Source organism: Halosimplex halophilum (assembly GCF_004698125.1).
Taxonomy (GTDB): Archaea; Halobacteriota; Halobacteria; order Halobacteriales; family Haloarculaceae; genus Halosimplex; species Halosimplex halophilum.
This window is the reverse complement of sequence record NZ_ML214297.1, coordinates 1,797,625-1,819,590: the sequence shown is the minus strand read 5'-3', so window position 1 is coordinate 1,819,590 and position 21,966 is coordinate 1,797,625. Positions and strand designations below refer to the sequence as shown.

Here is a 21,966-nt window from a genome sequence, read left to right as displayed (position 1 = left end):
CCTACCGGAGCGCCGGAACGACGGCGGCGACGCCGACAAGCAGGGCGAGCAGCGCGACCGTCGAGTCACCGGGTGCGGCGACCAGATAGGCGCCGTAGCCGAGGCCGACGCCGCCGACGCCGATTGCCGCGGTCAGCGCCGAGTGAGTGACGGCGACCCGCGTCGTCGCCGCCTCGCGGCCGAGTTGCTCGCCGAGCGCGATCCCGTAGCGACCGGCGTCCCAGGCGAGCACCGCGAGGAGCGCCCCGAGCGCGACCGGCAGCGGGGCCGTACCGCCCAGGCCGGCGAGGACCGCGCCCGAGATGACCGCGACCGCCCCGTAGTCGACCGCCTGCCGGGACCCCCGGATCGCACCGCCGGCGACGAGTACCGCGCCGGGGACGCCGACGACTGTCCCGACCGTGCCGGGCACGACCGCGACCGACAGCGCGGTCATCGCGACGGCGAGCCCGGCGCTCGCGCGTGAAGGGGTTGGGTCGACGGCTCCCGCGTCGCCCCGGTCGCCGGCCGCTCCGCCGGCGGTCACGGCGACCACCGCTCGCGGGCGCGAGCGACGGCGGCAGCGATCCGCTCGTCACGACTCCAGTCGACGACCGGGATCCCGGCCCGCCGGAGATCGGTCAGCCGGTCGGCGCGCTCCAGTCGGGCGACGGTCTCCCCGGGCCCGTCGTCGGTCGTCGGGTCGGGGGCGAGGACGGTGACGGGGTGGCCGCGCGTATCGAGCCGGCGGGCGACCGTCGCGGAGTAGTCGTCACAGCAGGGCGAGCAGAAGACGACCTGGGAGGCGGCCGGGAGCCGGCGGCGCAGCGCCGCGACGGCTTCGCGCCGCAGTTCCGCGCGCCGGTCGGCCTGGAACCCCTCGAAGGTGCCCCGTTCGGGGGGCGTCGGCGCGAGCGCGGGTTCGGTCGTCAGGAACTCGCGGCCGCGGGCCCGGTGGTCCGGACCAGTCCCGGGCGCGAGCCACGCTTCGGGGCCGCCGGCGAAGGCCGCGAGGCCGACCCGGTCGCCGTCGTCGAGCAGTGCGGCGAACAGCCGGTTGGCCGCGGCGACGCTCCGCTCGACGGCGTGGACGGCGCCGGGCGCGGGGGCGCGATACGCCGCGCGGCGGGCGTCGACCACCACCAGGACCGTCGCCGCGCGTCGCTCGCGGAACTCGACGGTCCCGAGCTCGCCCGTCTTCGCCCGGCGGTTCCAGTCGACGCGGGCGAGCGGATCGCCCGGACGGTACTCCCGGGTGGCGTGGAAGGCAAGCCCCGGGCCGCCGGTGGCCGTCTCGTGGTGCCCGGCGGCAGGCGCCGTCAGGTCCTGGAGCGGCGCCGCGGCGGTGTCGACGGCCGGGAGCGCACAGCGCAGCGTCGTCGCCGCGGGGACGGGCGTCTCCCGCTCGACGCTCCCGGTCGGGTCGGCGGCCGCGACCCTGGCCGGCTGCCAGTCGTGTTCGCCCCTGGTGGCGACCACCGTGTAGGCGAACCCCGTCGACCCGCCGGGGCGGAGCACCGCGCTGTGGCGGGGCGACCCGTCGACGACTTCGAGGTCGGGCGGGACGCCGTCGACGACCCGCAGGTCCGTCAGCAGGCCGTCGCCCTCGTTGGCGACGGCGACGGTGACGGTCACCTCGTCGCCGGGGTCGGGCCGCTCGGAGTCGAGTTCCCGGCGGACGGAGACGACCGGGTCGCCCGTCTCGGGGTCGGTGAGCCGGACCGGCTCCGCCGAGCGGGCGGCGACGGCGAGGACCGCGCCGACGACGCCGGCGAGGACCGGGCCCGGTGCGCCCGCGAGCACGCCCGCACCGCACGCGCCGAGCGCGAGCGCACCGATCCCGGTCCAGCGGCCGGTCGCGTGGTCGACGACGGGGGTGTCCTCGACGGTGCGGTCGGCGAGGCGGGTGTCGGCCGTCGCGCCGTCGGCGGCGTCTGTGGCGGCCGTCGCCGCGTCGCCGACGCTCGCGTCGTCGCTCATCGGTCGCTCCCCTCCCGGAGCGCACGGATCGCGCGGACGGTCCGCTCCAGCACGAACGCCTCGACGGGCTCGCGCCGGAGGGCGAGCCGCAGGCGCGTCCGCCCTCGCAGGTCGACGGCTCCGGGCGTGAAGTACTGCCGGGCCACGGAGTCGTCGGTCCAGGTCCCACCGTCGAGGCGGTCCGCGGCGTCGGCGGGCGTACAGCCCGTCGCGTCGACGAGCGACCGGACGGCCAGCCGGCGGAGTCGCTCGGTGCGCTCGCGGCCGCTCAGGTCGGCGAACCCGTCGTCCGGCGTCGGGACGCGCCGACCGCGTTCGGTCGTCGGTGGTCGCCACCGCTCGGGCTCGGCGAGGCGGCGCTCCAGCAGCTGGCCGGCGCCGAGCGTGACCGCCACGACCCCGAGCAACGCCGCGGCCGCCGACGCGAGGGAGTCGTCGCCGAAGTCCAGTGACGGCGCGGCGACCAGAACGACGAGCCCGACGGCGACGGCCACGAACCCGAGGGCGCGGAGCCGCCGGCCCATCAGTCCTCGTCACCCCCGTCGGCGTAGGCCGCCTCGATCCGGCGCAGCGTCGCGAGCGCCCGCTCGGCGCGGGCCTCGGGGTCGCGGTCGCCGTAGCGGACCGCCTCGAACAGCTCGGTGAGTTCGGCCACGTCGTCGGGGTCCATCCCCGCGGCGGTCGCGGCGTCGGCGAACTCGCCGGGCGTCGCCGTCTCGGGGTCGGCCACGTCGAGGTGGGCGACCATCTCGGTCCACGCGCGGTACACCGGGTTCGTCCCGGCCGAGCCGTGTTCGATCCGGTCGGCCGCGTCGCCGGCCGCGCGGCCGACCCGCTCCAGGTCGCCCGCCTCGTCGGTGTCGGCCGTGTCGCTGTCGAGCGGGTCGCGGTCGTCCTCGACGACGAACAGCAGCGCGGCGCCGCCGACCAGCGCGAGGAGGAACCCGCTGACCAGTAGCGGCGCCGGCGGCGCCGCTTCGATGGCGACGCCGACCGGCGGCAGGGCGGCCAGCCCGGTCCCCAGGTCCACGACGACCGGCGGCGGGCACAGCGCGACCGCGAGTGTCAGGACCGGCCCGCCCGCGGCGACGCCGAGCGCCGGGGAGTCGCGCCACCACGCGAGCGCGGCGGCGACGGCGACGGTCCCCGCGACGACCAGGGCGAAGCCGCCAGGGTCGGCCAGGACGGCGGGACAGCTCCGGCCGGTCGACGGCTCGACGGGGGCGGGCAGCTCCAGCGGCGTCGCCGCGGGCTCCCGCGGCTCGGGCGGGGGCCCGCTCGACCGGTCCCGCGGGTCGACCGTCGCGGCGACGCCGCCGAACGCGACGGCGAGGAGGACGCCCGCGAGAAGCGAGCGCCCGCGGTCACGCCACATCGGTTCTCGGCTCGACGGAGGGGGCGCGGGGGCGGGGCGGCAGTGCGATCCGGGCGTGCATCGGTAGTGTCGCCTCTACATACTGTACGTCGAGAGAACACATTACATCTGTCGGTCGCACTCGTCGCGTCCGGCGCGTCGCGACGTGACCCGGCGGGTGGTACCCTCGTGGGAACTCCTAAGAGTCGAGCGGCCCTACCTCGGGTATGGTCGACCCCGGCCGCGAGACCCAGTACACCGAGTCGGACGTGATCGAGGTGTTCCGCGACCGCAGCGACTACGCGGAGCCGCTGACCGCCAGCGAGGTGGCCGAGGCGCTGGGCTGTTCCCGCCGTACCGCCCTGAACCGACTGCACGACCTCCAGGCGGAGACCGACGTGACCAGCAAGAAGGTCGGCGGTCGCAGCCGCGTCTGGTGGATCCCCGTCCGCATGGAAGACTGACGCGACGCGTACGCCGTCCGCCCACACGGTGGCGGGCCCGGACCGCGCGCGTCCGCCCCACGGCCGCGCGCATCCACCGGTGGACCGGTCGGGCCGGCTCCCGGGACGCGACGCTGTCGGGGCACTGTTCGTCGGAAAACCTGGAGGGGGTTCGAGTCGGTGGCTCGCCCGAGCGGGCGGGCCGGTCGCGGAAGGACGACGCTCTAGAACGGCGGGCTGTAGTCCTCGTACTCGTCCATGTCCTCCATCTCGTCGGTCTTGGAGGGCATCACGGCGGCCCGCGGCCCGCCGGCGCGGACGACCTCCACGTCCTCTAGGCCGTCGACGCTCTCGGGGAGTCGCTCCTCGATGGCCTTCATCGTCATCGGCGCGATCCCACAGCCCGAGCAGGCGCCGCCGATCGCGACCGTCGCCGTCCCGGCGGCCTCGTCGACGTCCCGCACCTCGAAGTTACCGCCGTGCTGCTGGATCTGCGGTACGTTGTTGCTCAGGTAGTTCCGCGTCTGCCGTTCGAGTCCTTCGGCGCTCATACACGACCCACTTCGGCCCCAAGTATCATAAATCTGTGTGTTTAGGGGTGCCTAAAATCGGCGTAGTAAAGCGCTCATTCGGATGTATTTTTGGGCGCGCCAAAATCCTGTATCTCTATCTGGTATTTTTCGCCGGGCCTAAAACACGGTCGGCGGCGTCCGGTCGTCGCGGCGTCGAGGCCGACGCGACGAGCGCAAGCGGTTTGTGGGTCTCCCGCGATACGGGGCGTGAACGGATGGACGGGGATTCGTCGGCGGCCGACCGGGTAGTGGAGGCGATCGAGAGCGGCGCGACCGGGGAAGCGCGGGCCGCGCTGGACGACCTCGCGGCCGCGCCGGCCGACGCCCGGAAGGACGCGGTCCGGGAACTCCGGGCGGTCGCGGACGAAGCGCCCGCCCTGTTCGACGGGGTGGCGACGGCGCTGACCCCGTTTCTGACCGACGACGAGCGGTCGGTCCGGCTGACGACCGCGAAACTGTTCGTCGCGGTCGCCGACGGCGAGCCGGAGGCCGTGATCCCGGCGGTCGAGGCCCTCGCCGACCGGCTGGCCGACGACGGCGAGTTCTACTACGTCCGCGCGCGTGCGGCCGAGGGGCTCGGGTACGTCGCCCTGGACCACCCCGACGCGGTCGCGTCGCCGGACGTGCTGGCGGACCTGCGGGTCGGCCTGACCTTCGACGAGCCGGAGGTCTCCGAGAAACTCGCGAAGGCGCTGGCGTTCGTGGCGCTGGGCGACCCCGACCGGCTCCGCCACCTGGTCGACCGACTGGCCGAACACCTCGACGACGACAGCGAGTTCGTCAGGTTCCACGTCTGTACGGCACTGGCCGCCGTCGGCTCGGCTCACCCGGGACGGCTGGCCGAGGCGGTCGACCCCCTCGTCGCGCGACTCGACGACGGGAACCCGCACGTTCGCGGGCGGGCGGCCGAGGCGCTGGCCGCCCCGGCGCGAGCGGGTCCCGACCCGGCCCTCCCCGTCGACCGCGTCGCCGAACTGACCGACAGCGACGAGGCGTTCGTCGCCGACCGCGCCCGCCTCCTCTCGGCCCGTCTCGACGGCGACGGGTCACGGACGGACGACGGCGACCGTTCGACCGAGGACGAGGCCGAACGCGCGCCGCTCGGTTCGCTCGAATCGATCCGGCGGTCGACCGAGCGGGCGGTCGAGGCGATGCGGTCGCCGGACGCCGAGGGCGAGTGCCCCCACTGCGGGCTCGCTCTCCGCGATACCGGGCCGCCGATGTGCCCGCGCTGTGGTGCCCCGCGATGAGTGTCACCGTCCTGCCAACCTGCGATCCGGAATCCATAAATGTGGTTTTGGCTAGCCTAAAACCATGGTGAACGACGCGGACGACGCGGACGCACCGACGCGGCGCGAGTACGTGAAGTACGGCGGAGCGATCATCGGCGGCGGCCTGCTCGCCGGCTGTTCGAGCGACGGCGAGGACTCGACCGCGACGCCCGAGGCGGCGGGCGCGGACACCGCGACGGCGACTCCGACACCCGAGGCTGCGGGGACGGAATCGGCCGCGCCGACGGAGACCGAGACCGCCACGCCGGACGGGCCCTACACCGTCTCGATGGCGCCGGTCGGCGAGGTCGAGCTCGCGAGCGTGCCGACGGACGTGATGGTCTACAGCCTGCTGTACGCGGACATGGCGGTCGCCTACGGCCACGGCGACGCGGTGAACTCGCTGGGCTTCGACGCCGAGGCGGGCGGGAACACACTGGACGCCTACTACGAACGGCTCGACGGCGTCGCGTTCGACCGCGAGGGCCTCGCCCAGCTCAACACGGGCTCGGGCAGCCTCACGGTCGACACGGAGCTGTTCTACGAGCTCGACTCGGACCTGCACCTGGTCGACCCGGCGCTGGTGGCGTCGTTCGACGGGTGGAACCAGCCCGACATCGAGGAGATCGCCGAGACGATCGCACCGTGGTTCGGCAACGCCTTCAGCCGCAACCACGGCCAGCCGCCGGAGGCCTACCGGGACGACTACGAGTACTACACGCTCTGGGAGATCGCCGAGCGAGTCGCCGCGGTCTTCCGGGAGCGCGAGCGCTACGAGCGGCTGGCCGCGGTCCACGCGGACCTGCGCGAGCGGATCCACTCGGACCTGCCGCCCGAGTCCGAGCGCCCGCGGGTCGGCGCGGTCATCTTCGTGGACGGCACGTTCTACCCGTCGACGATCAACACGCCGGGCTTCGCCAACGCGCACGTCCGGCCGCTGGGTGCGACCGACGCCTTCGCCGACGGCGACGTGACCTACGAGAGCACCTACGACTACGAGGAGCTGCTGGAGGTCGACCCCGACGTGTTGCTCCACCAGTTCGGGATCGCCTCCTACTACGACGTGGGGCAGGTCCGGGAGACGCTGGCCGACCACCCCGTCGGGAGCCGGCTGACGGCGGTCGAGGACGACGCCGTCTACCCGAGCGCCAACCCGGTCCAGGGGCCGCTGATGAACCTCTTCCAGCTGGAGATGACCGCCAAACAGCTCTACCCCGGGCGGTTCGGCGAGTGGCCGGGCTACAGCGCCGGCGACCCCTACCCCGAGATCCCCGAGGGCGAACGGCTGTTCGACCGCGAACGCGTCGCCGACATCGTGGCCGGGGACTTCTGAGCGCGAGCGGGACGGGTCGACTCGGGCACCCTCCGCGGTCCGGCGGCGTGACCGCGACCGACTCTCCCCGGTACCACACCGCAGTCGCAATGGTTTCGGCCGGCCTAAAACCGGAACGCTTTTAGATTTTAGGCTGGCCTAAAACAATATGGCAGACGAGACGGAGCGTGAAGCGCCGACGCGGCGCGAGTACGTGAAGTACGGCGGAGCGATCGTGGGTGGCGGCCTGTTCGCCGGCTGTTCCGGCGGGGAGTCGACGCCGACCGACGACGGCGGCGGCGAGCCGACCGGGACGCCCGCCGGGACGCCGACAGCGCCCTCGAACGAGGGGTCGACGGAGAGCGACGCGGCGACGGCGACACCAGCGCGGTCGTATTCGGTGACGATGGAACCCGTCGGAACGGTGGAGTTCGACGAGGTCCCGAAGTCGATCGCGCCGTTCACGGCCGACTACATCGACATGCTGGTGGCGCTGGGGCACGGCGACGCCGTCGAGTCGATCTGGTATCGCGGTCGCTACAAGACCATCCACTACGAGGAACTCCCGGGTGTCTCCGTCGACGTGGAGGGGCTCACCCAGCTGTGGAACGACGGGGTATCGAAGGAACCGTTCTACGAGATGGACGCCGACCTGCACCTGATCGACCCCCACGCGCTGACCGACTGGTTCGGCGTCTGGGACGAGTCGGACCTGACGGAGGTCGGGGACAACGTCGCTCCCTTCCTCGGGAACGTCATCTTCCGGCGGACCGACGACTGGCACGACTACCGCTACTACACGCTGTACGACGCCTTCGAGAAGGTCGCCGAGGTAGTGCAGGAACGCGAGCGTTTCGAGGCGATCCGGTCGATGCACGACGAGCTGGTCGCGACGGTGCAGTCGCGGCTGCCCGCGCCCGACGACCGGCCGAACGCCGCGCTCGTGTTCGCCGGCGAGCAGCCCGAGGAGTTCACCCCCTACCGGCTGTCGGGCAACGGCGCCAACAAGGAGCACTTCCGGACGCTGGGCCTCGCCGACGCCTTCGCGGGGACCGGCGTCGACGGCCTCTCGACCACCGATACCGGCACGATCGACTACGAGACGCTGCTGGAGGTCGACCCCGACTCGCTGCTGTTGCGCTACCACCGGCGCGGCAAGAGCCGCGAGGAGTTCGAGACCTCGGTGCTGGAGTACATGCGCGACCACCCCGTCGGCAGCAAGCTGACCGCCGTCCAGGAGGGTCGGGTGTTCCGCGGCGGCCCCATCTACAGCGGCCCGCTGCACAACCTCTTCATGGTCGAGCGGTACGCGCAGGGCTATTTCCCCGAGGAGTTCGGTGAGGACGAGCTGTTCGACCGCGACCGCCTCGCGCGGATCGTCACCGAGGGGGTCGACGCATGAGCGACGGGAGCGACGGGGCCGGCGACGGCCCGTCGGCCGACGAGCCGACCCGTCGCGATTACCTGAAGCGCGGCGCGGTCGTCGGCGGCGGCCTCCTGGCCGGCTGCGCCGGCGGTCCGGCGACGCCGACCGACGCCGCGAGCGACGGCGATACGGCGACTGCGACGGAGGCGCCGACCGAGCGCGAACCGGCCGCGACCGGGACGACGACCGCGACGGGCGGGGGGTCGTACTCGGTGACGATGGCGCCGGTCGGCGAAGTGACCTTCGACGCGGTGCCCGAAACGTGGCTGCCCTACTGCGGCGAGTACGCCGACATGGGCGTCGCGCTCGGGCGAGGGGACGGGATGGCCGGTATCGGCGGCGCCGACCGGTACTACACGTACGTCTACGACGAGTTGCCCGGCGTGAGTGTCGACACGGAGCCGCTGGAGCAGTACCCGACGGTCCAGACCAGGGAGGCGTTCTACGAGCTGGACAGCGACGTGCACTTCTACGACCCCGGGATGCTGATCAACTGGTTCGACTGGGACCGGTCCGACGTCGAGGAGGTCGCCGAGAACGTCGCGCCGTTCGTCGGCAACCTGATCTTCCGCCGGTCGGACGCCTGGCACGACTACCGCTACTACTCGCTGTACGAGGCCTTCGAGAAGGTCGCCGCCGTGTTCCGGGAGCGCGAGCGCTTCGAGACGATGAAGTCGCTTCACGACGAGTTCCTGGCCCGGATCCAGGCCCGGCTCCCCCCGGCGGGCGAGCGCCCGAACGTGATGCTCACCTTCGAGGGGACGGACGAACCGGAGACGTTCTCGCCGTACCGGCTGACGGACAAGGGGACCAGCAAGAAGCAGTGGCGCGACCTGGGCGTCGGCGACGCGCTCGCGGGCACCGGCATCGAGAACCTCAGCACGGAGAACCGCGGCGAACTCGACTACGAGAACCTGCTCTCGGTCGACCCGGACGTGCTCCTGGTCCGGGGCCACGAGCGCAAGTCGGCGGCGGAGTTCCGCGACACCGTCCTCGCGTACATGGAGGACCACCCCGTCGGCAGCCGGCTGACCGCCGTGCAGAACGGGCGGGTCTATCGCGGCGGCTACCTCCACCAGGGACCGATCCACAACCTGTTCCTGACCGAGCGGGCCGCGAAACAGCTGTTCCCCGACGAGTTCGGGGACGTGACCGGTGACCGGGAGCTGTTCGACCGCCAGCGAGTCGCCGACATCGTCAACGGAGAGATCTGAGTATGGGCGACGACGACACCGAGATGACCGGCGAAACGAGTCGACGAACGTATCTGCGATACGGCGGGGCGCTCGTGGGCGGCGGCCTGCTCGCGGGCTGTTCGAGCGGGGAGGCGACGCCGACCGACGACGGGGAGAGCGGTGCCACCGCAACGGCGACCGAGACGCCGACGGCGACTCCCGGAACCGGCGCCGACACGGCGACGGCGTCGCCGAGCGCGGAGCGGTCGACGGCCACGGCGGCCGGGACGTACGAGGCCTGTATCGAGCCGGTGGGGTGTCTGGCCTTCGACGAGGTGCCGGAGACGTACATCGTCAACAACGGCGAGTGGGCCGACATGGCGTTCGCGCTCGGGCAGCGCGACGGGTTCCTGACGGCCACGAACATGATCCCCGGCTTCCTGTTCGAGCCGTTCGACCTCGACGTGCCCCCCGAGTCCGAGGCGACGGGGCTCTCGGCGACCGACTGGGACAAGGAGGTGTTCTACGAGCAGGACCCGGACGTGATCCTCATGGACCCCAACTACATGCACAAGACGGGGTGGGACGACGCCTGGGACCGGGCGGACACCGCGGAGATCCGCGAGAACGTCGCGCCCTTCTTCGGGAACAACATCCTCCGGCGCCGGGAGTTTCACGACTACAGGCTCTACTCGCTGTACGAGGCGTTCGAGCGGCTGGCCGACCTGTTCCGGGAGCGCGAGCGCTACGAGGCGCTCGCCGCCGTCCACGACGGCCTGCAGGCGGAGATCGACTCGCGGCTGCCGCCCGCGGCGGAACGCCCGGAGATCGGACTCCTCAACAGCGCGTCGAACCCCAGCGAGGGGACGTTCTACCCGATGGACACCCGGGTCGAAGGCGTCGAGATGAAGCCCTACCGCGACCTCGGCGTCGGGAGCGCGTTCCCGGCGGATCTGGTCGAGGCCGGCACCATCGACTACGAGCAACTGCTGGAGGTCGACCCGGAGATCCTCGTCTTCCACTGGGGGATCGGGACGACCGGGGACGGCGAGGGGTTCTCGGCCGAGGCGTTCCGCGAGCGGTACGTCGCGCCGCTGGAGGCGGACTCGGTCGGGCGTCGGCTGACCGCGGTCCGGGAGGGCAACGTCTACCCCGGCGCGTTCGGCTCGCAGGGCCCGCTCGTCAACCTGCTGCAGACGGAGATGGTAGCCCAGCAACTCTACCCCGGGGAGTTCGGCGTGTTCGACGCCGACCGGTTCCCCGACGTTCCCGACGAGCAGCGACTGTTCGACCGCGAGCGGGTCGCCGATATCGTGGCCGGGAACGTCTGAGCGCGCCCGGCGACCGCCCGGCGCGGTCCCGCATCTCGCTCGCCGCCCGCGCCCGGCCGGGATCGCACTGCTTTTTTCGGACGGCCTAAAACAGGTGATCGATGACCGACGACACCGAAGCGACCGACGCCGACGAGCGGACGACCATCAGGACCGGCCGCGACTTCGAGCAGAGCTACCGGCTGGACGCGAGCGAGGCCGGCGCGTTCCTGGTCGACCTGGGCGAACAGCTGCAGGACGGCGACGAGCTGACGATCGCGACCGACGAGTGGGAACTCCCCTTCGCGTTCGGCGAACCCGTCGAGCTGGAGGTCGACTTCGACGGCGTCGACGACCCCGAACTGGAGATCGAGCTGGAGCTGCCGGGCCGTCCCGACGAGGAAGCGCCGGCCGTCGAGTAGGACCGGCGGGGCGGACGCTACCGCTCGACGAGTTTCATCTCCATCGTCTGGCGGGGGTGCATCGTCAGCGAGGGCATGAGTTCCAGCGGCGTCTCCCCCTGGAAGTCGAGTTCGTACTCGGAGACGACGGTGGCGACGATGAGCTTCGCCTCCAGCAGCGAGAGGTGTTTGCCGATACAGTGGCGCGGGCCGCCGCCGAAGGGGAAAAACGAGAAGCGCGGGCGGTCGGCGCGCCGGTCGGGGCTGAACCGCTCGGGGTCGAACGTCTCGGGGTCGTCCCAGTAGCGGGCCGAGCGGTGGACGCCCCACTGCGGGAGCATCAGCGTCGCCCCCGCGGGCACGCGGTAGCCGCCGAGCTCGACCGGCTCGGTCGGCTCGCGGAAGATGGTGAAGACGGGCGGGTACAGCCGCATCGCCTCGTTGATCACCCACTCCAGGTACTCGAACTCCCGGACGTGGTCCATCGCCGGGCGGTCGTCGCCGACCACCTCGTCGACCTCCGCCTGGACGCGCCGCTCGGCCTCCGGGTGTTCCGACAGCAGGAACCACGTGTAGGTCAGCGTCAGCGCCGTGGTGTCGTGGCCGGCCAGCAGCATCGTCATCATCTCGTCGCGCAGCTGCTCGGCCGACTGCTCGCCGCGGTCGCGTGCGCGCAGGAGGACCGACAGGAAGTCCATCGGCGGGTCCGCCCCCTCGGCGGGCGCGTCGACGACCGTCGAGACGCCGCTGACCTCACGACCCCGGCGGGCCGCGACGATGTCGTCGAGGACGGCGTCGAGTTCGGCGACCGCGGACTCGAACTCCTCGTCGCCGGGCATCGGCACCCAGTCGGGCATCGCGAACCTGAGCGGGTCGGGCTCGAAGCGCCGCCCGAGCGGGTCGAGTTGCGCCTGCACGGTGTCGACCCGCGACTCCGAGAGTTCGACGCCCATCATCAGGTCGAGGATGACGTGGAGCGTCACGCGGGCCATCTCCGTCTCCGCGTCGATCGTTTGCCCAGGCTCCCACGAGTCGACCATCGACTCGGCGTGGCCGGCCACCCGGTCGGCCATCCCCATCAGCCGCGACATGCGGAACGCGGGGTTGGCGAGGTCGCGCTGGCGCTCCCAGGTGTCGCCCTCGCTCAGGAGCAGGCCGTCGCCGAGCAGGTCGCCCAGCGCGTCGTTCTGGAAGTCCGGTTTCCGGAAGGCGTCGGCCTCGGAGACGAGGACCCGCTCGATATCCGCGGGGTCGGTGACCATGTACGTCTCCATCGGCCCCATGTCGAAGGTGACCACGTCGTCGTAGGTCGTTTCGAGCGCCGAGATGAACGAGAAGGGGTCCCGGGCGTAGCGCCGGCTGCTCCCGAACAGCGGCTCGCCCTTGGGCCCCGGCGGGGTGTCCGACATGTCCGGAGTTACGGCCGGACCGGCATGAATCTCTCGACGGTCGGGGTCAGCGACGGGGCGATGTCGGGGCCGCGAACCCGGCGATTTGGCGGCGACGACCGCCCGATCCCGGAACGCCTGGCCGGTGCGGCGCAGTTTATCCCGACGGCCGCCGAACCCCGACCATGGCCGACTACGAGGTATCCGAGTTCCTCGAATCGTACGCGACCGCGCTGGGGCCCGAGCCCGACGAGATACTCACGGAGATGGGCGCGCAGGCCCGCGAGGAGGGATTCCCCTACGTCGGGCCGGCCGTGGGCGGGTGGCTGGCGATGCTCGCCCGCCTGACCGACGCCGAGCGGGTCTTCGAGTTCGGGTCGGGGTTCGGCTACTCGGCGTACTGGTTCGCCCGCGAACTCCCCGCCGACGGCGAGGTCGTCCTCACGGAGATCGACGCGGGCGAACTCGACCAGGCCCGCGAGTACATGCGCCGGGGCGGCCTCGCGGACCGGGCGGCGTTCGAACACGGCGACGCCATCGAGACGGTCGACGACTACGAGGGGCCGTTCGACGCGGTGCTGGTCGACTGCCAGAAGGAGCGCTACGCCGAGGCGTTCGAGGCGGTCCGCGACAAGGTCGCGCCGGGCGGGGTCGTGGTCGCGGACAACGTCGTCGCCGGCGGCTCGATCGACGCCGGCGACCTGCGTGCGTACTTCGAGGACGGCGGGCGGGCCGGCGGCGCGGACCGCTCGGGGATGGACGGGATGACTGAAGGGATCGCGGACTACCTCGACGCCGTCGCCGCGGCCGACGCCTTCGAGACGGCGCTGTTGCCGCTCGGCGAGGGCGTCTCGGTCAGCCAGCGGGAGCGGTAAGCGCCCGCCCCGCTCGTCGGGCCGAAGTCGCGGCCCGGCGGCCGCCGAGTCTCGCTCGCGAAAATCGGGGGGGACCGCTTATGTGGGTCGGGTCGAAACGCCTCCCCACCTCGCAGGGTCACCGATGAGTCTGAAGATAGATATCCGGAAGCTCGGGTTGTTCAACAGGATGGCGAAGGAGGGCGGGAACACGGTCGCGGACCACCTCAGCCAGATGACGGGGATGGAGACGGAGATGGAGATCACCAAGATCAACTTCATCGATATCCCGGACATCAAGACCCACGTCGGCCACGCCGAGCAGATCGGCATCAGCATCGAGATGGTCGAACCCCCCCACGGCCACATCCTCTTTCTCCTCGAAGCGGGCAGCGCGAAGGAGCTCGCCCGCGGGATGATCGGCGACATGGGCGAGACCGACCCCAACGCCCGCGGGTTCACGGACATGGAGCGGTCGGCGATCCAGGAGATCGGCAACATCATGACCTCCGGGTTCATCGACGGCTGGGCGAACGTCCTCGACACGACCATCGACATCGGCCCGCCGTCGTTCATCTTCGGCCCCGGGTCCGGGATGGTCGACGACCTCGTCGGCGACCGCGAGAGCGACATGGCGCTGATGTTCGACTCGCACGTCCAGGCGCCCGACTCCAACGTCGACGTGAAGGTCTACACCTTCCCCGAACTGGAGGAGCTGGTCGCGCTCATGCAGCAGATCGAGGTCTGAGTTCTCGACGCCCTCCCTGGTCGAGCCCCGTCGTTTCCCCTCCCGTCGCCCCCGACTCGCAGACCGCACCGGACCACCGGCGTTATCCCGGAGCACTCCGAACCGGCGAGCGGATGGTCGCGGCACTCCTGCGCGACGTCGCCCTGGTAGCGGTCGGCGTGGCCGGCCTGTGGGTCGGCGCCGGCCAGTTCGTCACGGGCGCGAGCCGGCTCGCCGGCCGGCTCGGCGTCTCCGGGCTCGTCATCGGGCTCACCGTGGTCTCGTTCGGGACCTCGGCGCCGGAGCTGGCGGTCACCGTCGACGCGGCGCTGACCGGCGAGGCCGACATCTCGGTCGGCAACGTCGTCGGCTCGAACGTCGTCAACCTCGGCGTCGTCCTCGGCGGGACGGCGCTGGTCCGCCGGCTGCCCGTCGACGCCGACCTGGTGCGCCGGGACGGCGTCCTGATGGTCCTGACGGTGGTCGCCCTGCTCGCGGTCCTCCGCGACCTGACCGTCACCCGGGCCGAGGGCGCCCTGCTGGTCGCCGGGCTCGCCGGCTACGTGCTCCTGCTCGCCCGGACCGACGGGGACGCGGCCGGCCCGGCCGTCGAGCCGGACCCGTTCCGGCGGTCCGACGTGGCGCGACTGCTCGGCGGCCTCGCCGTCGTGGTCGTCGCCGCGCACCTCCTCGTGGTCGGGGCGGTGAGTACCGCGGCGGACCTGGGCGTCTCGGAGTGGGCCATCGGCGCGACGGTGGTCGCGCTTGGCACGTCGACGCCGGAGCTTGTCACCTCCGTCGCGGCCGCCGCCCGCGGGGAGGCGGACCTGGCGGCCGGCAACGTCGTCGGCAGCTGCGTCTTCAACGTGCTCGGGGTGCTCGGAGCGGCGAGCGTCCTCCAGCCGCTGACCGTCGGCCCGGCGGCGTTCACGGGGGCGCTCTGGCTGCTGAGCGTCTCCGTCGTCGCGACCGGCCTGCTGTGGTCGCGCCGCGCCCTCTCCCGGCCGGAGGGCGCCCTGCTGGTCGCGCTGAACGCCGTCGACTGGGTGGTCGCGTTCCTCGGCCGGTGAGCGGGACCCGCGGCCGGCCGATCCCCGACGTGGCCGGCGGTGCCCGACCGCGGTCGCCCTCACCAGAGGGGGACGGCGCGGAACCAGAGGGTCGCCGCCAGCCCGGTCGCGAGGGCGAGACACGCCGCGTAGGTCGCGTAGCCGAGGACGACGGCGGCGACCACGCCGCCGTCGAGGCGCTCGTCGCGGCGGCGGCCGCGGAGCCAGGCGGCACCTACCGTCGCGGCGACCGCGGGGAGGACGTACAGCGCGACCGAGGGGACGCCGAACCGGAACCAGGTGATCGGGCCGAACGGGAAGCCGCCGCGGCCGGTCGCCCGGCCCACCTCCCAGAGCAGCCGGGGGTAGCCGAACCCGAAGACGGTCCCCGCGGCGACGAACAGCGCCGACGCCTCGCCCTCGCGCCCGACCACGCGCCGGACCGCGGCGCGGTAGCGGTCCGTCCCACCGTCCGGGCGGCTCCACTGGTAGGCGCCGAAGCCGAGGACCGATCCCGCGAGCCCGCCGGCCGTCGCGAGGCCGGTGATCGGGTGGGCGGGCCGGCCGACCGCGAGCGAGGCGGCCGCGACCGCCAGCAGGGCCGCGACGATCGCGCCGGCGAGCGGCGTCGGGACGCGCTCGGTCCGCAGGTCGGGGCGCTCCTCGACCGCTCGCCCCAGGAGGCCGAGGCCGAGCACCTGGGCGAGGAAGACGCCGGCCAGGAAGTACCACGGCTTGAACCGGACGTGCCGGCAGGCGGCGAAGCTCTCCCGGCACAGCACCGTCTCGAAGGCGCCGAACGTGAACAGCAACACCCCGAGCGTCGCCGCCAGCGCCGTCCGGGGGCGGCCGCTGGTCGACACCGTCGCGAGGATCCCGCCGACGAACGCCCCGAGCACGAACGCGTGGACCTCCAGCGGTCCGCTGAACATCGTCCCGAACCAGTCCCCGAGGCTCCACGACTGAGCCGGCCACCCGTTCGGGGCCACCTGCGCGGAGGAGTCGACGGCGACGGCGGGACCGGGGCGCGGAGTCACGCCCGGAGGTTTTCGGCCCCTCGCCAAAAGTTCCCGGGGACGGTGTCGCCGTCGGCCCGTCCCGGCGGGCCGCGAGCGCCCCGGCGTCGCCCGGAAACTCCCGGGGCGTTTCCCGCCGTGCCAGGGGGTATATGGGCTCGCGGTCCGTGACGCGGGTATGGAACTGCTGGACGACCGTCCGGTCCCCGAGGAAGCGCACGACGTGAAGCGACAGGCCCGCGAGTTCGCCGCCGAGCACATCGCGCCGAACGCCCAGGCGTACTTCGAGTCGGGCGAGTACCCGCGGGAGGTGCTGGAGGCGGGGATGGACGCCGGGCTGGTCGCCCAGGACATCGGCGAGGAGTACGGCGGCGAGGGGTTCTCGCTGCAGCAGGTGCTGGCCATCGCCGAGGAGTTCTACCGCGCCGACGCCGGGATCGCGCTGACGCTGCAGCTGGCCAGTTTCGGCGCCGAGATCCTCGAAGAGCACGGCGACGAGGAGCTGAAAGAGGAGTTCCTCCGGCCGGTCGCCGAGAACGAACAGATCACCGGCCTCGCCGTCTCCGAGCCCGACACCGGGAGCGACCTCGCCGGGATGACGACGACCGCCGAGAAAGAGGGCGACGAGTACGTCCTGAACGGCGAGAAGTACTGGATCGGCAACGGCGTCGAGGCCGACTGGGTGACCGTCTACGCGAAGACGGGCGACGACGAGAACAACCGGTACGGCAACTACTCGCTGTTCGTCGTCCCCACCGACGCCGACGGCTACGAGGCCGAGCACATCCCGGAGAAGATGGCCTTCCGGGCGTCGAAACAGGCCCACCTCACGCTAGAGGACTGCCGGGTGCCGGAGGAGTACCTGATCGGCGTCGAGGGCGCGGGCTTCTACATGCTCGCGGAGTTCTTCAACCACGGCCGCGTCGTGGTCGGCGGCCACGGCATCGGGATGGCGGCGGCGGCCATCGAGGAGGCGTGGGAATTCGTCCACGACCGGGAGGCGTTCGGCCGCTCGGTCGACGAGTTCCAGGCCGTCCAGCACAAGCTGGCGGACATGCGGACCGAGTTCGAGGCCGCCCGCGCGCTGACCTGGCGGGCCGCAGACCAGGTGGCCGAGAGCGACGACGCCGGCTTCTGGGCGGCGATGGCGAAGCTCAAGGCCACCGAGACGGCCAACGACTGCGCCCAGAAGGCGATGCAACTGCACGGCGGCCGCTCGGTGCTCCACGACCGCCGGATCGCCCGCGTCTACCGCGACGTGCGCGTGCCGGTCATCTACGAGGGGGCCAACGACATCCAGCGCAACCTCGTGTACAACCAGGCGCCGAAGTAGTTCCGTTCGACGATACCGAACGAGTCTGCACCTGGGGCGGACACCTCGTCACGCCGCCCGGACACCGAGCGAGACCGTCGCGCCGCGGTCGCCGTTCTCGACGGCGAGGTCGCCGCCGTACCGCTCCGCGACCGTCTTCGCGACCCACAGGCCCAGCCCGGAGCCGTGTTCGAGCTGTGAGATGTCCCGGTCGCCGTCGAGGACGGCGACCTCGTCGGCCGGGACGCCCGGACCGCGGTCGGAGACCCGGATCTCGGCGCTGTCGCCGTCGGTCTCGGCGGCGACCCGGACGTACGGCGACCCGGAGTCGCCGTGCTCGACGGCCTCCTCGGGAGCGCCAGCGACCGAAGGCTCGCCGGAGCTCGCTCCGTCGGCGTCCTCGGGAGCCCGCGAATCAGGGCTCGCGGAACCGTGTTCCACGGCGTTCTCGACGAGGTGTTCGACCGCGGTCCGCAGTTGTTCGTCGCCGTAGACGGTGAACCCGTCGGGCACGTCGGACTCGAACGTGCCGTCGGGGTGGGCCTCGCGGTAGGGGTCGAGCACCTCCTCGACGAGCGCGGAGAGATCGACCGACCGGTCCGGCGAGTCGCGGTTGAGCGCGGTCTGGATGGTCTCGAGCTCCCCGTCGATCTCCGCGAGGTCGCGGGCGGTGTCGCGGACGGTCTCGGCGGCGGTCCGGTGGTCGGGGTCGTCCAGCTCCTCGGCGAGCAGCGACGCGTGGCCGGTGAGGACCTGGGTGCGGTTGCGGAGGTTGTGGCGGGTGAGCCGGTTGACGACGGCGAGGGTGCGGCGCTGGCGGGCGAGCTCCTCGGCGCGGATGCGGCGCACGTCGTTGTACCCGATGAGCAGGTGCGCGACGGAGCTCACGCCGAGCACGTCGACGACGACGTAGGCCGGAATCGAGGCTCCGGGCGCCGCCCGGGCGAGCGCCAGGATGACGCCCAGCAGCGCGACCCCGAGGAGGTTCCAGCCGGCGATACGCGCCGTGTGTACCGTGGCCACGTCGCTGCGGTAGAGGTACGCCGCCCCGGCGACGATGGCGGTGCCGAGCACCGCCCCCAGCGCCACGAGGGCGAGGCCGATGCCGTCGCCGCCCGCACCGGCGGCGCTGGAGGCCGCCCCGGCGACCAGCGCCAGCCCCGTCAGGGCCACGCTCCCGACCGCGAGAGTCCGTCGGATCATACCCGGCCGTTGGTGGACTGCCACAAAAGCCTGGCCGCCCGAGAATCGTCGCTGAGACCGTCCGAAAAACTGATCGGGAGCTTTCAGGTCCGGCGATCGAGGATATAGAGAACTACGTTCTGTCTTCGAGAACAGATGCGAGGCACGCGAGCGAGACGCGCTGTGCATGCCGTTGTCACCCCCGGCCGAGTTCAGGCGCGAGACGGGCCGTACCCAACCTTCACGATTATTCAGCGGTATCGGAGTGAAAACGCTTTAGTCGGGTCCAGTCCTCGTTTCGTTCACGGCACCCGAACCGGGGCCGACGGATGTATCCATGACAGATCAGGAACTAATATGGCGGATTGCGGGTGGTTCCGGCGACGGTATCGACAGCAACAGTCGGTACTTCGCCAAGGCCCTCATGCGGTCGGGGCTCGACGTATTCACACACCGACACTATCCGTCCCGGATTCGGGGCGGCCACACGTACGTGGAGGTGCGGGCGACCCCGGACGGGGCGGCCTCGCGCGGGGACGGCTACAACTTCCTCCTCGCGCTCGGTGACAGTTTCGCGCGGAACCCCTCGGAAGACGCCTACTACGGCAACGAGGAACTGAAACCGCTCACGGAGAACTTAGACGACCTCCGCGAGGGCGGCATCATCGTCTACGACTCGGGGCTCATCGACGACGAGCAGGTCGAGGAGATCAACCTCGAAGAGCGCGCCGAGGAGAACGGCTGGCACGTCTATCCCGTCGACCTGCGCGGCATCGCGAAGGAACACGGCCGCGAGATCATGCGCAACAACGCGGGGATCGGCGTCACCGCGGCGCTGCTCGACATGGACACCTCGGAGTACGAGGGAATCATGGAGGAGATGTGGGAGGAAGACATCCTCGAGGCCAACCTCGCGGTCATCCAGGACGGCTACGAGCAGGCCCAGGAGTTCGACCAGACCCACGACCTCTCCATCCCGGACCACGACGGGCCCGACGAGGAGCAGGCGCTGGTCTCGGGGTCGGACGCCATCGCCTACGGGGCCCTGGACGCCGGCTGTCGGTTCATCTCGGGGTACCCCATGACGCCGTGGACGGACGTGTTCACGATCATGTCCCAGAACCTGCCGAAGTTCGGCGGGATCTCCGAGCAGGTCGAGGACGAGATCGCCGCCGCGTCGCTGGCGCTCGGTGCCAGCCACGCCGGCGTCAAGGCGATGTCCGGCTCGTCCGGCGGCGGGTTCGCGCTGATGAGCGAGCCGCTCGGCCTCGCGGAGATGTCCGAGACGCCGGTCGTGCTCGTCGAGGCGATGCGCGCCGGGCCCTCGACCGGGATGCCGACCAAGCCCGAGCAGGCCGACCTCGAACACGTCCTCTACACGAGCCAGGGCGACTCCAGCCGCGTCGTGCTGGCGCCCGGCGACCAGCAGGAGTGTTACGAGCAGATCCGGACCGCCTTCGAGCTGGCCTACGACTACCAGATCCCGGCGATCCTCGTCTACGACCAGAAGCTCCAGGGCGAACTGCGCAACGTCGACGCGAGCTTCTTCGACCGCGAGCCCGACGCGGACCCGGGCTCGGTCATCACGGAGGAGGAGATCGCCGAGGCCGCCGAGCACCACGCGGGCAAGTTCAAGCGCTTCCAGTACGACGCCGACGACGGCAAGGAGGGCGTCAGCCCCCGCTCGGTGCCCGGCCAGAAGGGCGGGCGCTTCCTCGCGACCGGCAACGAGCACAACGAGGCCGGCCACATCAGCGAGGACCCGACGAACCGCGTCCTGCAGATGGACCGTCGCCTGGGCAAGCTCGCGTCCATCCGCGAGGAGCTCGACGAGAAGGGCAACCAGACCCACCACGGTCCCGAGGAGGCGGAGTACGGGATCATGTGCTGGGGCAGCCACCAGGGCACGGTCTTCGAGGCCGTCGACCGGCTCAACGACGCCGGCCACTCGGTCAAGGCCATCGGCGTCAGCGACCTGATGCCCTACCCCAAGGAGGAGGTCAGCGCGTTCCTCGAATCGGTCGAGGAGTGTCTCGTCGTCGAGATGAACGCGACCGCGCAGTTCCGCGGGCTGACCCAGAAGGAGCTCGGTCGCTTCGGGCCGAAGCTCTCCAGCCTGCTGAAGTACAACGGCAACCCGTTCGAGCCCGCGGAGATCGTCGAGGGCTTCGAGTCCAGCATCGAGGGCGAGGAACTCGCGGTGAGCAACATGAAGTACGTACCAGCGGCAGGTGACTAACCAATGAGTGCATTCAGCGCCATCGGCGAACAGCGAGAGGCCGAGGAAGACGAGTTCACACCCGGGATCGAGCCCCAGCCCACGTGGTGTCCGGGCTGTGGCGACTTCGCGGTGAACAACGCCCTGAAGAAGGCGATGGCCCGGCTCGGGAAGAACCCCGACGAGGTCCTGCTGTGTACGGGCATCGGCTGTTCGGGCAAGCTGAACAGCTACTTCGAGAGCTACGGCTTCCACACCATCCACGGGCGGTCGCTGCCCGTGGCGCGGGCGGCCAAGCTCGCCAACCCCGGCGTCGAGGTCGTCGCGGCCGGCGGCGACGGCGACGGCTACGGGATCGGCGGGAACCACTTCATGCACACCGCCCGCGAGAACCACGACATGACCTACATCGTGTTCAACAACGAGATCTTCGGCCTCACCAAGGGCCAGACCTCGCCGACGAGCCCGAAGGGTCACAAGTCCAAGACCCAGCCCAGCGGGTCGGCCAAGGACCCGGTCCGGCCGCTCAGCCTGTCGCTGGCCTCCGGGGCCTCCTACGTTGCCCGCACGGCGGCGGTCAACCCCAACCAGGCCGCGGACATCATCGCCGAGGCCGTCGAACACGACGGGTTCGCCCACGTCGACTTCCTGACCCAGTGTCCGACCTGGAACAAGGACGCCCGCCAGTACGTCCCCTACACGGACGTGCAGGACTCCGACGACTACGACTTCGACGTGACCGACCGCCAGGAGGCCGGCGAGATGATGTACGAGGTCGAGTCGAAGCTCTACGAGGGCGAGGTGCTGACCGGTCGCTTCTACCGCGACGAGGACCGCCGCTCCTACGGCGAGGAGAAGCGCGCGACGGGCGAGATGCCCGAGGAGCCGCTGGCCGAGCGCTACTACGACGAGGACGCCGAGTGGGAGCGCTGCGCCGAGCAGCTCATCGACAAGCATACATAGGCCCACCCTACCGACCGGACGACTGGGTAACCCG

At 71.6% G+C, this 21,966-nt stretch carries 21 protein-coding genes; 13 read left to right on the top strand and 8 right to left on the bottom strand.

Annotated features, from left to right (window positions below; all coding sequences use genetic code 11):
- Window position 1 precedes the first annotated feature (1 nt).
- The 4 genes from E3328_RS09165 to E3328_RS09150 are packed head-to-tail and all read right to left on the bottom strand — an operon-like array spanning window position 2 to window position 3,334.
- A complete protein-coding gene (locus E3328_RS09165; protein WP_135364264.1) occupies window positions 2-526 on the bottom strand; it encodes a DUF7519 family protein in 525 nt (174 codons plus the stop codon).
- Window positions 523-1,959, bottom strand: a complete 1,437-nt coding sequence (locus E3328_RS09160) for a DUF58 domain-containing protein (RefSeq protein ID WP_135364263.1) — start codon at window positions 1,957-1,959, stop codon at window positions 523-525. The genes E3328_RS09165 and E3328_RS09160 overlap by 4 nt, the downstream gene beginning before the upstream one ends.
- The gene (locus E3328_RS09155) at window positions 1,956-2,483 is read right to left on the bottom strand and encodes a DUF7269 family protein (protein WP_135364262.1); all 528 of its coding nucleotides are present in this window, start codon (window positions 2,481-2,483) and stop codon (window positions 1,956-1,958) included. The genes E3328_RS09160 and E3328_RS09155 overlap by 4 nt, the downstream gene beginning before the upstream one ends.
- Complete coding sequence (locus E3328_RS09150) at window positions 2,483-3,334, bottom strand: DUF4129 domain-containing protein (RefSeq protein WP_209452146.1); 852 nt, start codon at window positions 3,332-3,334, stop codon at window positions 2,483-2,485. The genes E3328_RS09155 and E3328_RS09150 overlap by 1 nt, the downstream gene beginning before the upstream one ends.
- A gap of 206 nt (window positions 3,335-3,540) precedes the next feature.
- On the opposite strand from E3328_RS09150, the gene E3328_RS09145 reads away from it, so the two are divergent.
- Window positions 3,541-3,777: an HTH domain-containing protein gene (locus E3328_RS09145; RefSeq protein WP_135364261.1), complete on the top strand. Its 237-nt coding sequence runs from the start codon at window positions 3,541-3,543 to the stop codon at window positions 3,775-3,777.
- Window positions 3,778-3,980: 203 nt separating this feature from the next.
- On the opposite strand, the gene E3328_RS09140 is transcribed toward E3328_RS09145, so the two are convergent.
- Window positions 3,981-4,307 carry a NifU family protein gene (locus tag E3328_RS09140; RefSeq protein ID WP_135364260.1) on the bottom strand — a complete coding sequence of 109 codons (327 nt, stop codon included), beginning with the start codon at window positions 4,305-4,307 and terminating at the stop codon, window positions 3,981-3,983.
- Window positions 4,308-4,543: 236 nt separating this feature from the next.
- Between E3328_RS09140 and E3328_RS09135 the strand changes: the two genes are divergently transcribed.
- The 6 genes from E3328_RS09135 to E3328_RS09110 all read left to right on the top strand — a co-directional run bounded on the left by E3328_RS09135 (window position 4,544) and on the right by E3328_RS09110 (window position 11,244).
- Window positions 4,544-5,578: a HEAT repeat domain-containing protein gene (locus tag E3328_RS09135; RefSeq protein ID WP_135364259.1), complete on the top strand. Its 1,035-nt coding sequence runs from the start codon at window positions 4,544-4,546 to the stop codon at window positions 5,576-5,578.
- A 64-nt stretch (window positions 5,579-5,642) separates the two neighbouring features.
- Window positions 5,643-6,932, top strand: a complete 1,290-nt coding sequence (locus tag E3328_RS09130; RefSeq protein ID WP_135364258.1) for an ABC transporter substrate-binding protein — start codon at window positions 5,643-5,645, stop codon at window positions 6,930-6,932.
- 148 nt (window positions 6,933-7,080) lie between these two features.
- Complete coding sequence (locus E3328_RS09125; protein ID WP_135364257.1) at window positions 7,081-8,313, top strand: ABC transporter substrate-binding protein; 1,233 nt, start codon at window positions 7,081-7,083, stop codon at window positions 8,311-8,313.
- The gene (locus E3328_RS09120) at window positions 8,310-9,551 is read left to right on the top strand and encodes an ABC transporter substrate-binding protein (protein ID WP_135364256.1); all 1,242 of its coding nucleotides are present in this window, start codon (window positions 8,310-8,312) and stop codon (window positions 9,549-9,551) included. Before E3328_RS09125 ends, E3328_RS09120 begins: the two co-directional genes overlap by 4 nt.
- Before the next feature lie 2 nt (window positions 9,552-9,553).
- The gene (locus tag E3328_RS09115) at window positions 9,554-10,843 is read left to right on the top strand and encodes an ABC transporter substrate-binding protein (protein WP_135364255.1); all 1,290 of its coding nucleotides are present in this window, start codon (window positions 9,554-9,556) and stop codon (window positions 10,841-10,843) included.
- Between the two features lie 101 nt (window positions 10,844-10,944).
- The gene (locus tag E3328_RS09110; protein WP_135364254.1) at window positions 10,945-11,244 is read left to right on the top strand and encodes an amphi-Trp domain-containing protein; all 300 of its coding nucleotides are present in this window, start codon (window positions 10,945-10,947) and stop codon (window positions 11,242-11,244) included.
- Between the two features lie 17 nt (window positions 11,245-11,261).
- Here E3328_RS09110 and E3328_RS09105 read toward each other — a convergent pair whose 3' ends face one another.
- Window positions 11,262-12,632 (bottom strand): cytochrome P450, encoded by a 1,371-nt coding sequence (locus E3328_RS09105; RefSeq protein ID WP_135364253.1) that lies wholly within the window; start codon window positions 12,630-12,632, stop codon window positions 11,262-11,264.
- Between the two features lie 164 nt (window positions 12,633-12,796).
- Between E3328_RS09105 and E3328_RS09100 the strand changes: the two genes are divergently transcribed.
- The 3 genes from E3328_RS09100 to E3328_RS09090 all read left to right on the top strand — a co-directional run bounded on the left by E3328_RS09100 (window position 12,797) and on the right by E3328_RS09090 (window position 15,262).
- A complete protein-coding gene (locus tag E3328_RS09100) occupies window positions 12,797-13,486 on the top strand; it encodes an O-methyltransferase (protein ID WP_135364252.1) in 690 nt (229 codons plus the stop codon).
- A 124-nt stretch (window positions 13,487-13,610) separates the two neighbouring features.
- Window positions 13,611-14,213 carry a chemotaxis protein CheC gene (locus E3328_RS09095; RefSeq protein ID WP_135364251.1) on the top strand — a complete coding sequence of 201 codons (603 nt, stop codon included), beginning with the start codon at window positions 13,611-13,613 and terminating at the stop codon, window positions 14,211-14,213.
- 113 nt (window positions 14,214-14,326) lie between these two features.
- Window positions 14,327-15,262, top strand: coding sequence for a calcium/sodium antiporter (locus E3328_RS09090; RefSeq protein WP_135364250.1), 936 nt, complete (start codon window positions 14,327-14,329; stop codon window positions 15,260-15,262).
- Between the two features lie 59 nt (window positions 15,263-15,321).
- Here the strand turns inward: E3328_RS09090 and E3328_RS09085 are convergent, their stop codons facing one another.
- Entirely contained in the window at window positions 15,322-16,278 is a 957-nt protein-coding gene (locus E3328_RS09085; protein ID WP_135364249.1) for a hypothetical protein, read from the bottom strand.
- 157 nt (window positions 16,279-16,435) lie between these two features.
- Between E3328_RS09085 and E3328_RS09080 the strand changes: the two genes are divergently transcribed.
- A complete protein-coding gene (locus tag E3328_RS09080; protein ID WP_135364248.1) occupies window positions 16,436-17,590 on the top strand; it encodes an acyl-CoA dehydrogenase family protein in 1,155 nt (384 codons plus the stop codon).
- 48 nt (window positions 17,591-17,638) lie between these two features.
- Here the strand turns inward: E3328_RS09080 and E3328_RS09075 are convergent, their stop codons facing one another.
- Complete coding sequence (locus tag E3328_RS09075; RefSeq protein ID WP_167837348.1) at window positions 17,639-18,772, bottom strand: sensor histidine kinase; 1,134 nt, start codon at window positions 18,770-18,772, stop codon at window positions 17,639-17,641.
- 316 nt (window positions 18,773-19,088) lie between these two features.
- Between E3328_RS09075 and E3328_RS09070 the strand changes: the two genes are divergently transcribed.
- Together E3328_RS09070 and E3328_RS09065 are read left to right on the top strand one after the other, a co-directional pair.
- Window positions 19,089-20,990, top strand: coding sequence for a 2-oxoacid:acceptor oxidoreductase subunit alpha (locus E3328_RS09070; RefSeq protein ID WP_135364246.1), 1,902 nt, complete (start codon window positions 19,089-19,091; stop codon window positions 20,988-20,990).
- A 3-nt stretch (window positions 20,991-20,993) separates the two neighbouring features.
- Window positions 20,994-21,932, top strand: a complete 939-nt coding sequence (locus E3328_RS09065) for a thiamine pyrophosphate-dependent enzyme (protein WP_135364245.1) — start codon at window positions 20,994-20,996, stop codon at window positions 21,930-21,932.
- The last annotated feature ends 34 nt before the right edge of the window (window positions 21,933-21,966 follow it).

Bases quoted from the DNA above. Each gene is read 5' to 3' on its own strand.
- E3328_RS09160 (WP_135364263.1), bottom strand. From the start codon at position 1,959: ATGAGCGACGACGCGAGCGTCGGCGACGCGGCGACGGCCGCCACAGAC.
- E3328_RS09155 (WP_135364262.1), bottom strand. From the start codon at position 2,483: ATGGGCCGGCGGCTCCGCGCCCTCGGGTTCGTGGCCGTCGCCGTCGGG.
- E3328_RS09150 (WP_209452146.1), bottom strand. From the start codon at position 3,334: ATGTGGCGTGACCGCGGGCGCTCGCTTCTCGCGGGCGTCCTCCTCGCC.
- E3328_RS09145 (WP_135364261.1), top strand. From the start codon at position 3,541: ATGGTCGACCCCGGCCGCGAGACCCAGTACACCGAGTCGGACGTGATC.
- E3328_RS09140 (WP_135364260.1), bottom strand. From the start codon at position 4,307: ATGAGCGCCGAAGGACTCGAACGGCAGACGCGGAACTACCTGAGCAAC.
- E3328_RS09135 (WP_135364259.1), top strand. From the start codon at position 4,544: ATGGACGGGGATTCGTCGGCGGCCGACCGGGTAGTGGAGGCGATCGAG.
- E3328_RS09130 (WP_135364258.1), top strand. From the start codon at position 5,643: ATGGTGAACGACGCGGACGACGCGGACGCACCGACGCGGCGCGAGTAC.
- E3328_RS09125 (WP_135364257.1), top strand. From the start codon at position 7,081: ATGGCAGACGAGACGGAGCGTGAAGCGCCGACGCGGCGCGAGTACGTG.
- E3328_RS09120 (WP_135364256.1), top strand. From the start codon at position 8,310: ATGAGCGACGGGAGCGACGGGGCCGGCGACGGCCCGTCGGCCGACGAG.
- E3328_RS09115 (WP_135364255.1), top strand. From the start codon at position 9,554: ATGGGCGACGACGACACCGAGATGACCGGCGAAACGAGTCGACGAACG.
- E3328_RS09110 (WP_135364254.1), top strand. From the start codon at position 10,945: ATGACCGACGACACCGAAGCGACCGACGCCGACGAGCGGACGACCATC.
- E3328_RS09105 (WP_135364253.1), bottom strand. From the start codon at position 12,632: ATGTCGGACACCCCGCCGGGGCCCAAGGGCGAGCCGCTGTTCGGGAGC.
- E3328_RS09100 (WP_135364252.1), top strand. From the start codon at position 12,797: ATGGCCGACTACGAGGTATCCGAGTTCCTCGAATCGTACGCGACCGCG.
- E3328_RS09095 (WP_135364251.1), top strand. From the start codon at position 13,611: ATGAGTCTGAAGATAGATATCCGGAAGCTCGGGTTGTTCAACAGGATG.
- E3328_RS09090 (WP_135364250.1), top strand. From the start codon at position 14,327: ATGGTCGCGGCACTCCTGCGCGACGTCGCCCTGGTAGCGGTCGGCGTG.
- E3328_RS09080 (WP_135364248.1), top strand. From the start codon at position 16,436: ATGGAACTGCTGGACGACCGTCCGGTCCCCGAGGAAGCGCACGACGTG.
- E3328_RS09075 (WP_167837348.1), bottom strand. From the start codon at position 18,772: ATGATCCGACGGACTCTCGCGGTCGGGAGCGTGGCCCTGACGGGGCTG.
- E3328_RS09070 (WP_135364246.1), top strand. From the start codon at position 19,089: ATGACAGATCAGGAACTAATATGGCGGATTGCGGGTGGTTCCGGCGAC.
- E3328_RS09065 (WP_135364245.1), top strand. From the start codon at position 20,994: ATGAGTGCATTCAGCGCCATCGGCGAACAGCGAGAGGCCGAGGAAGAC.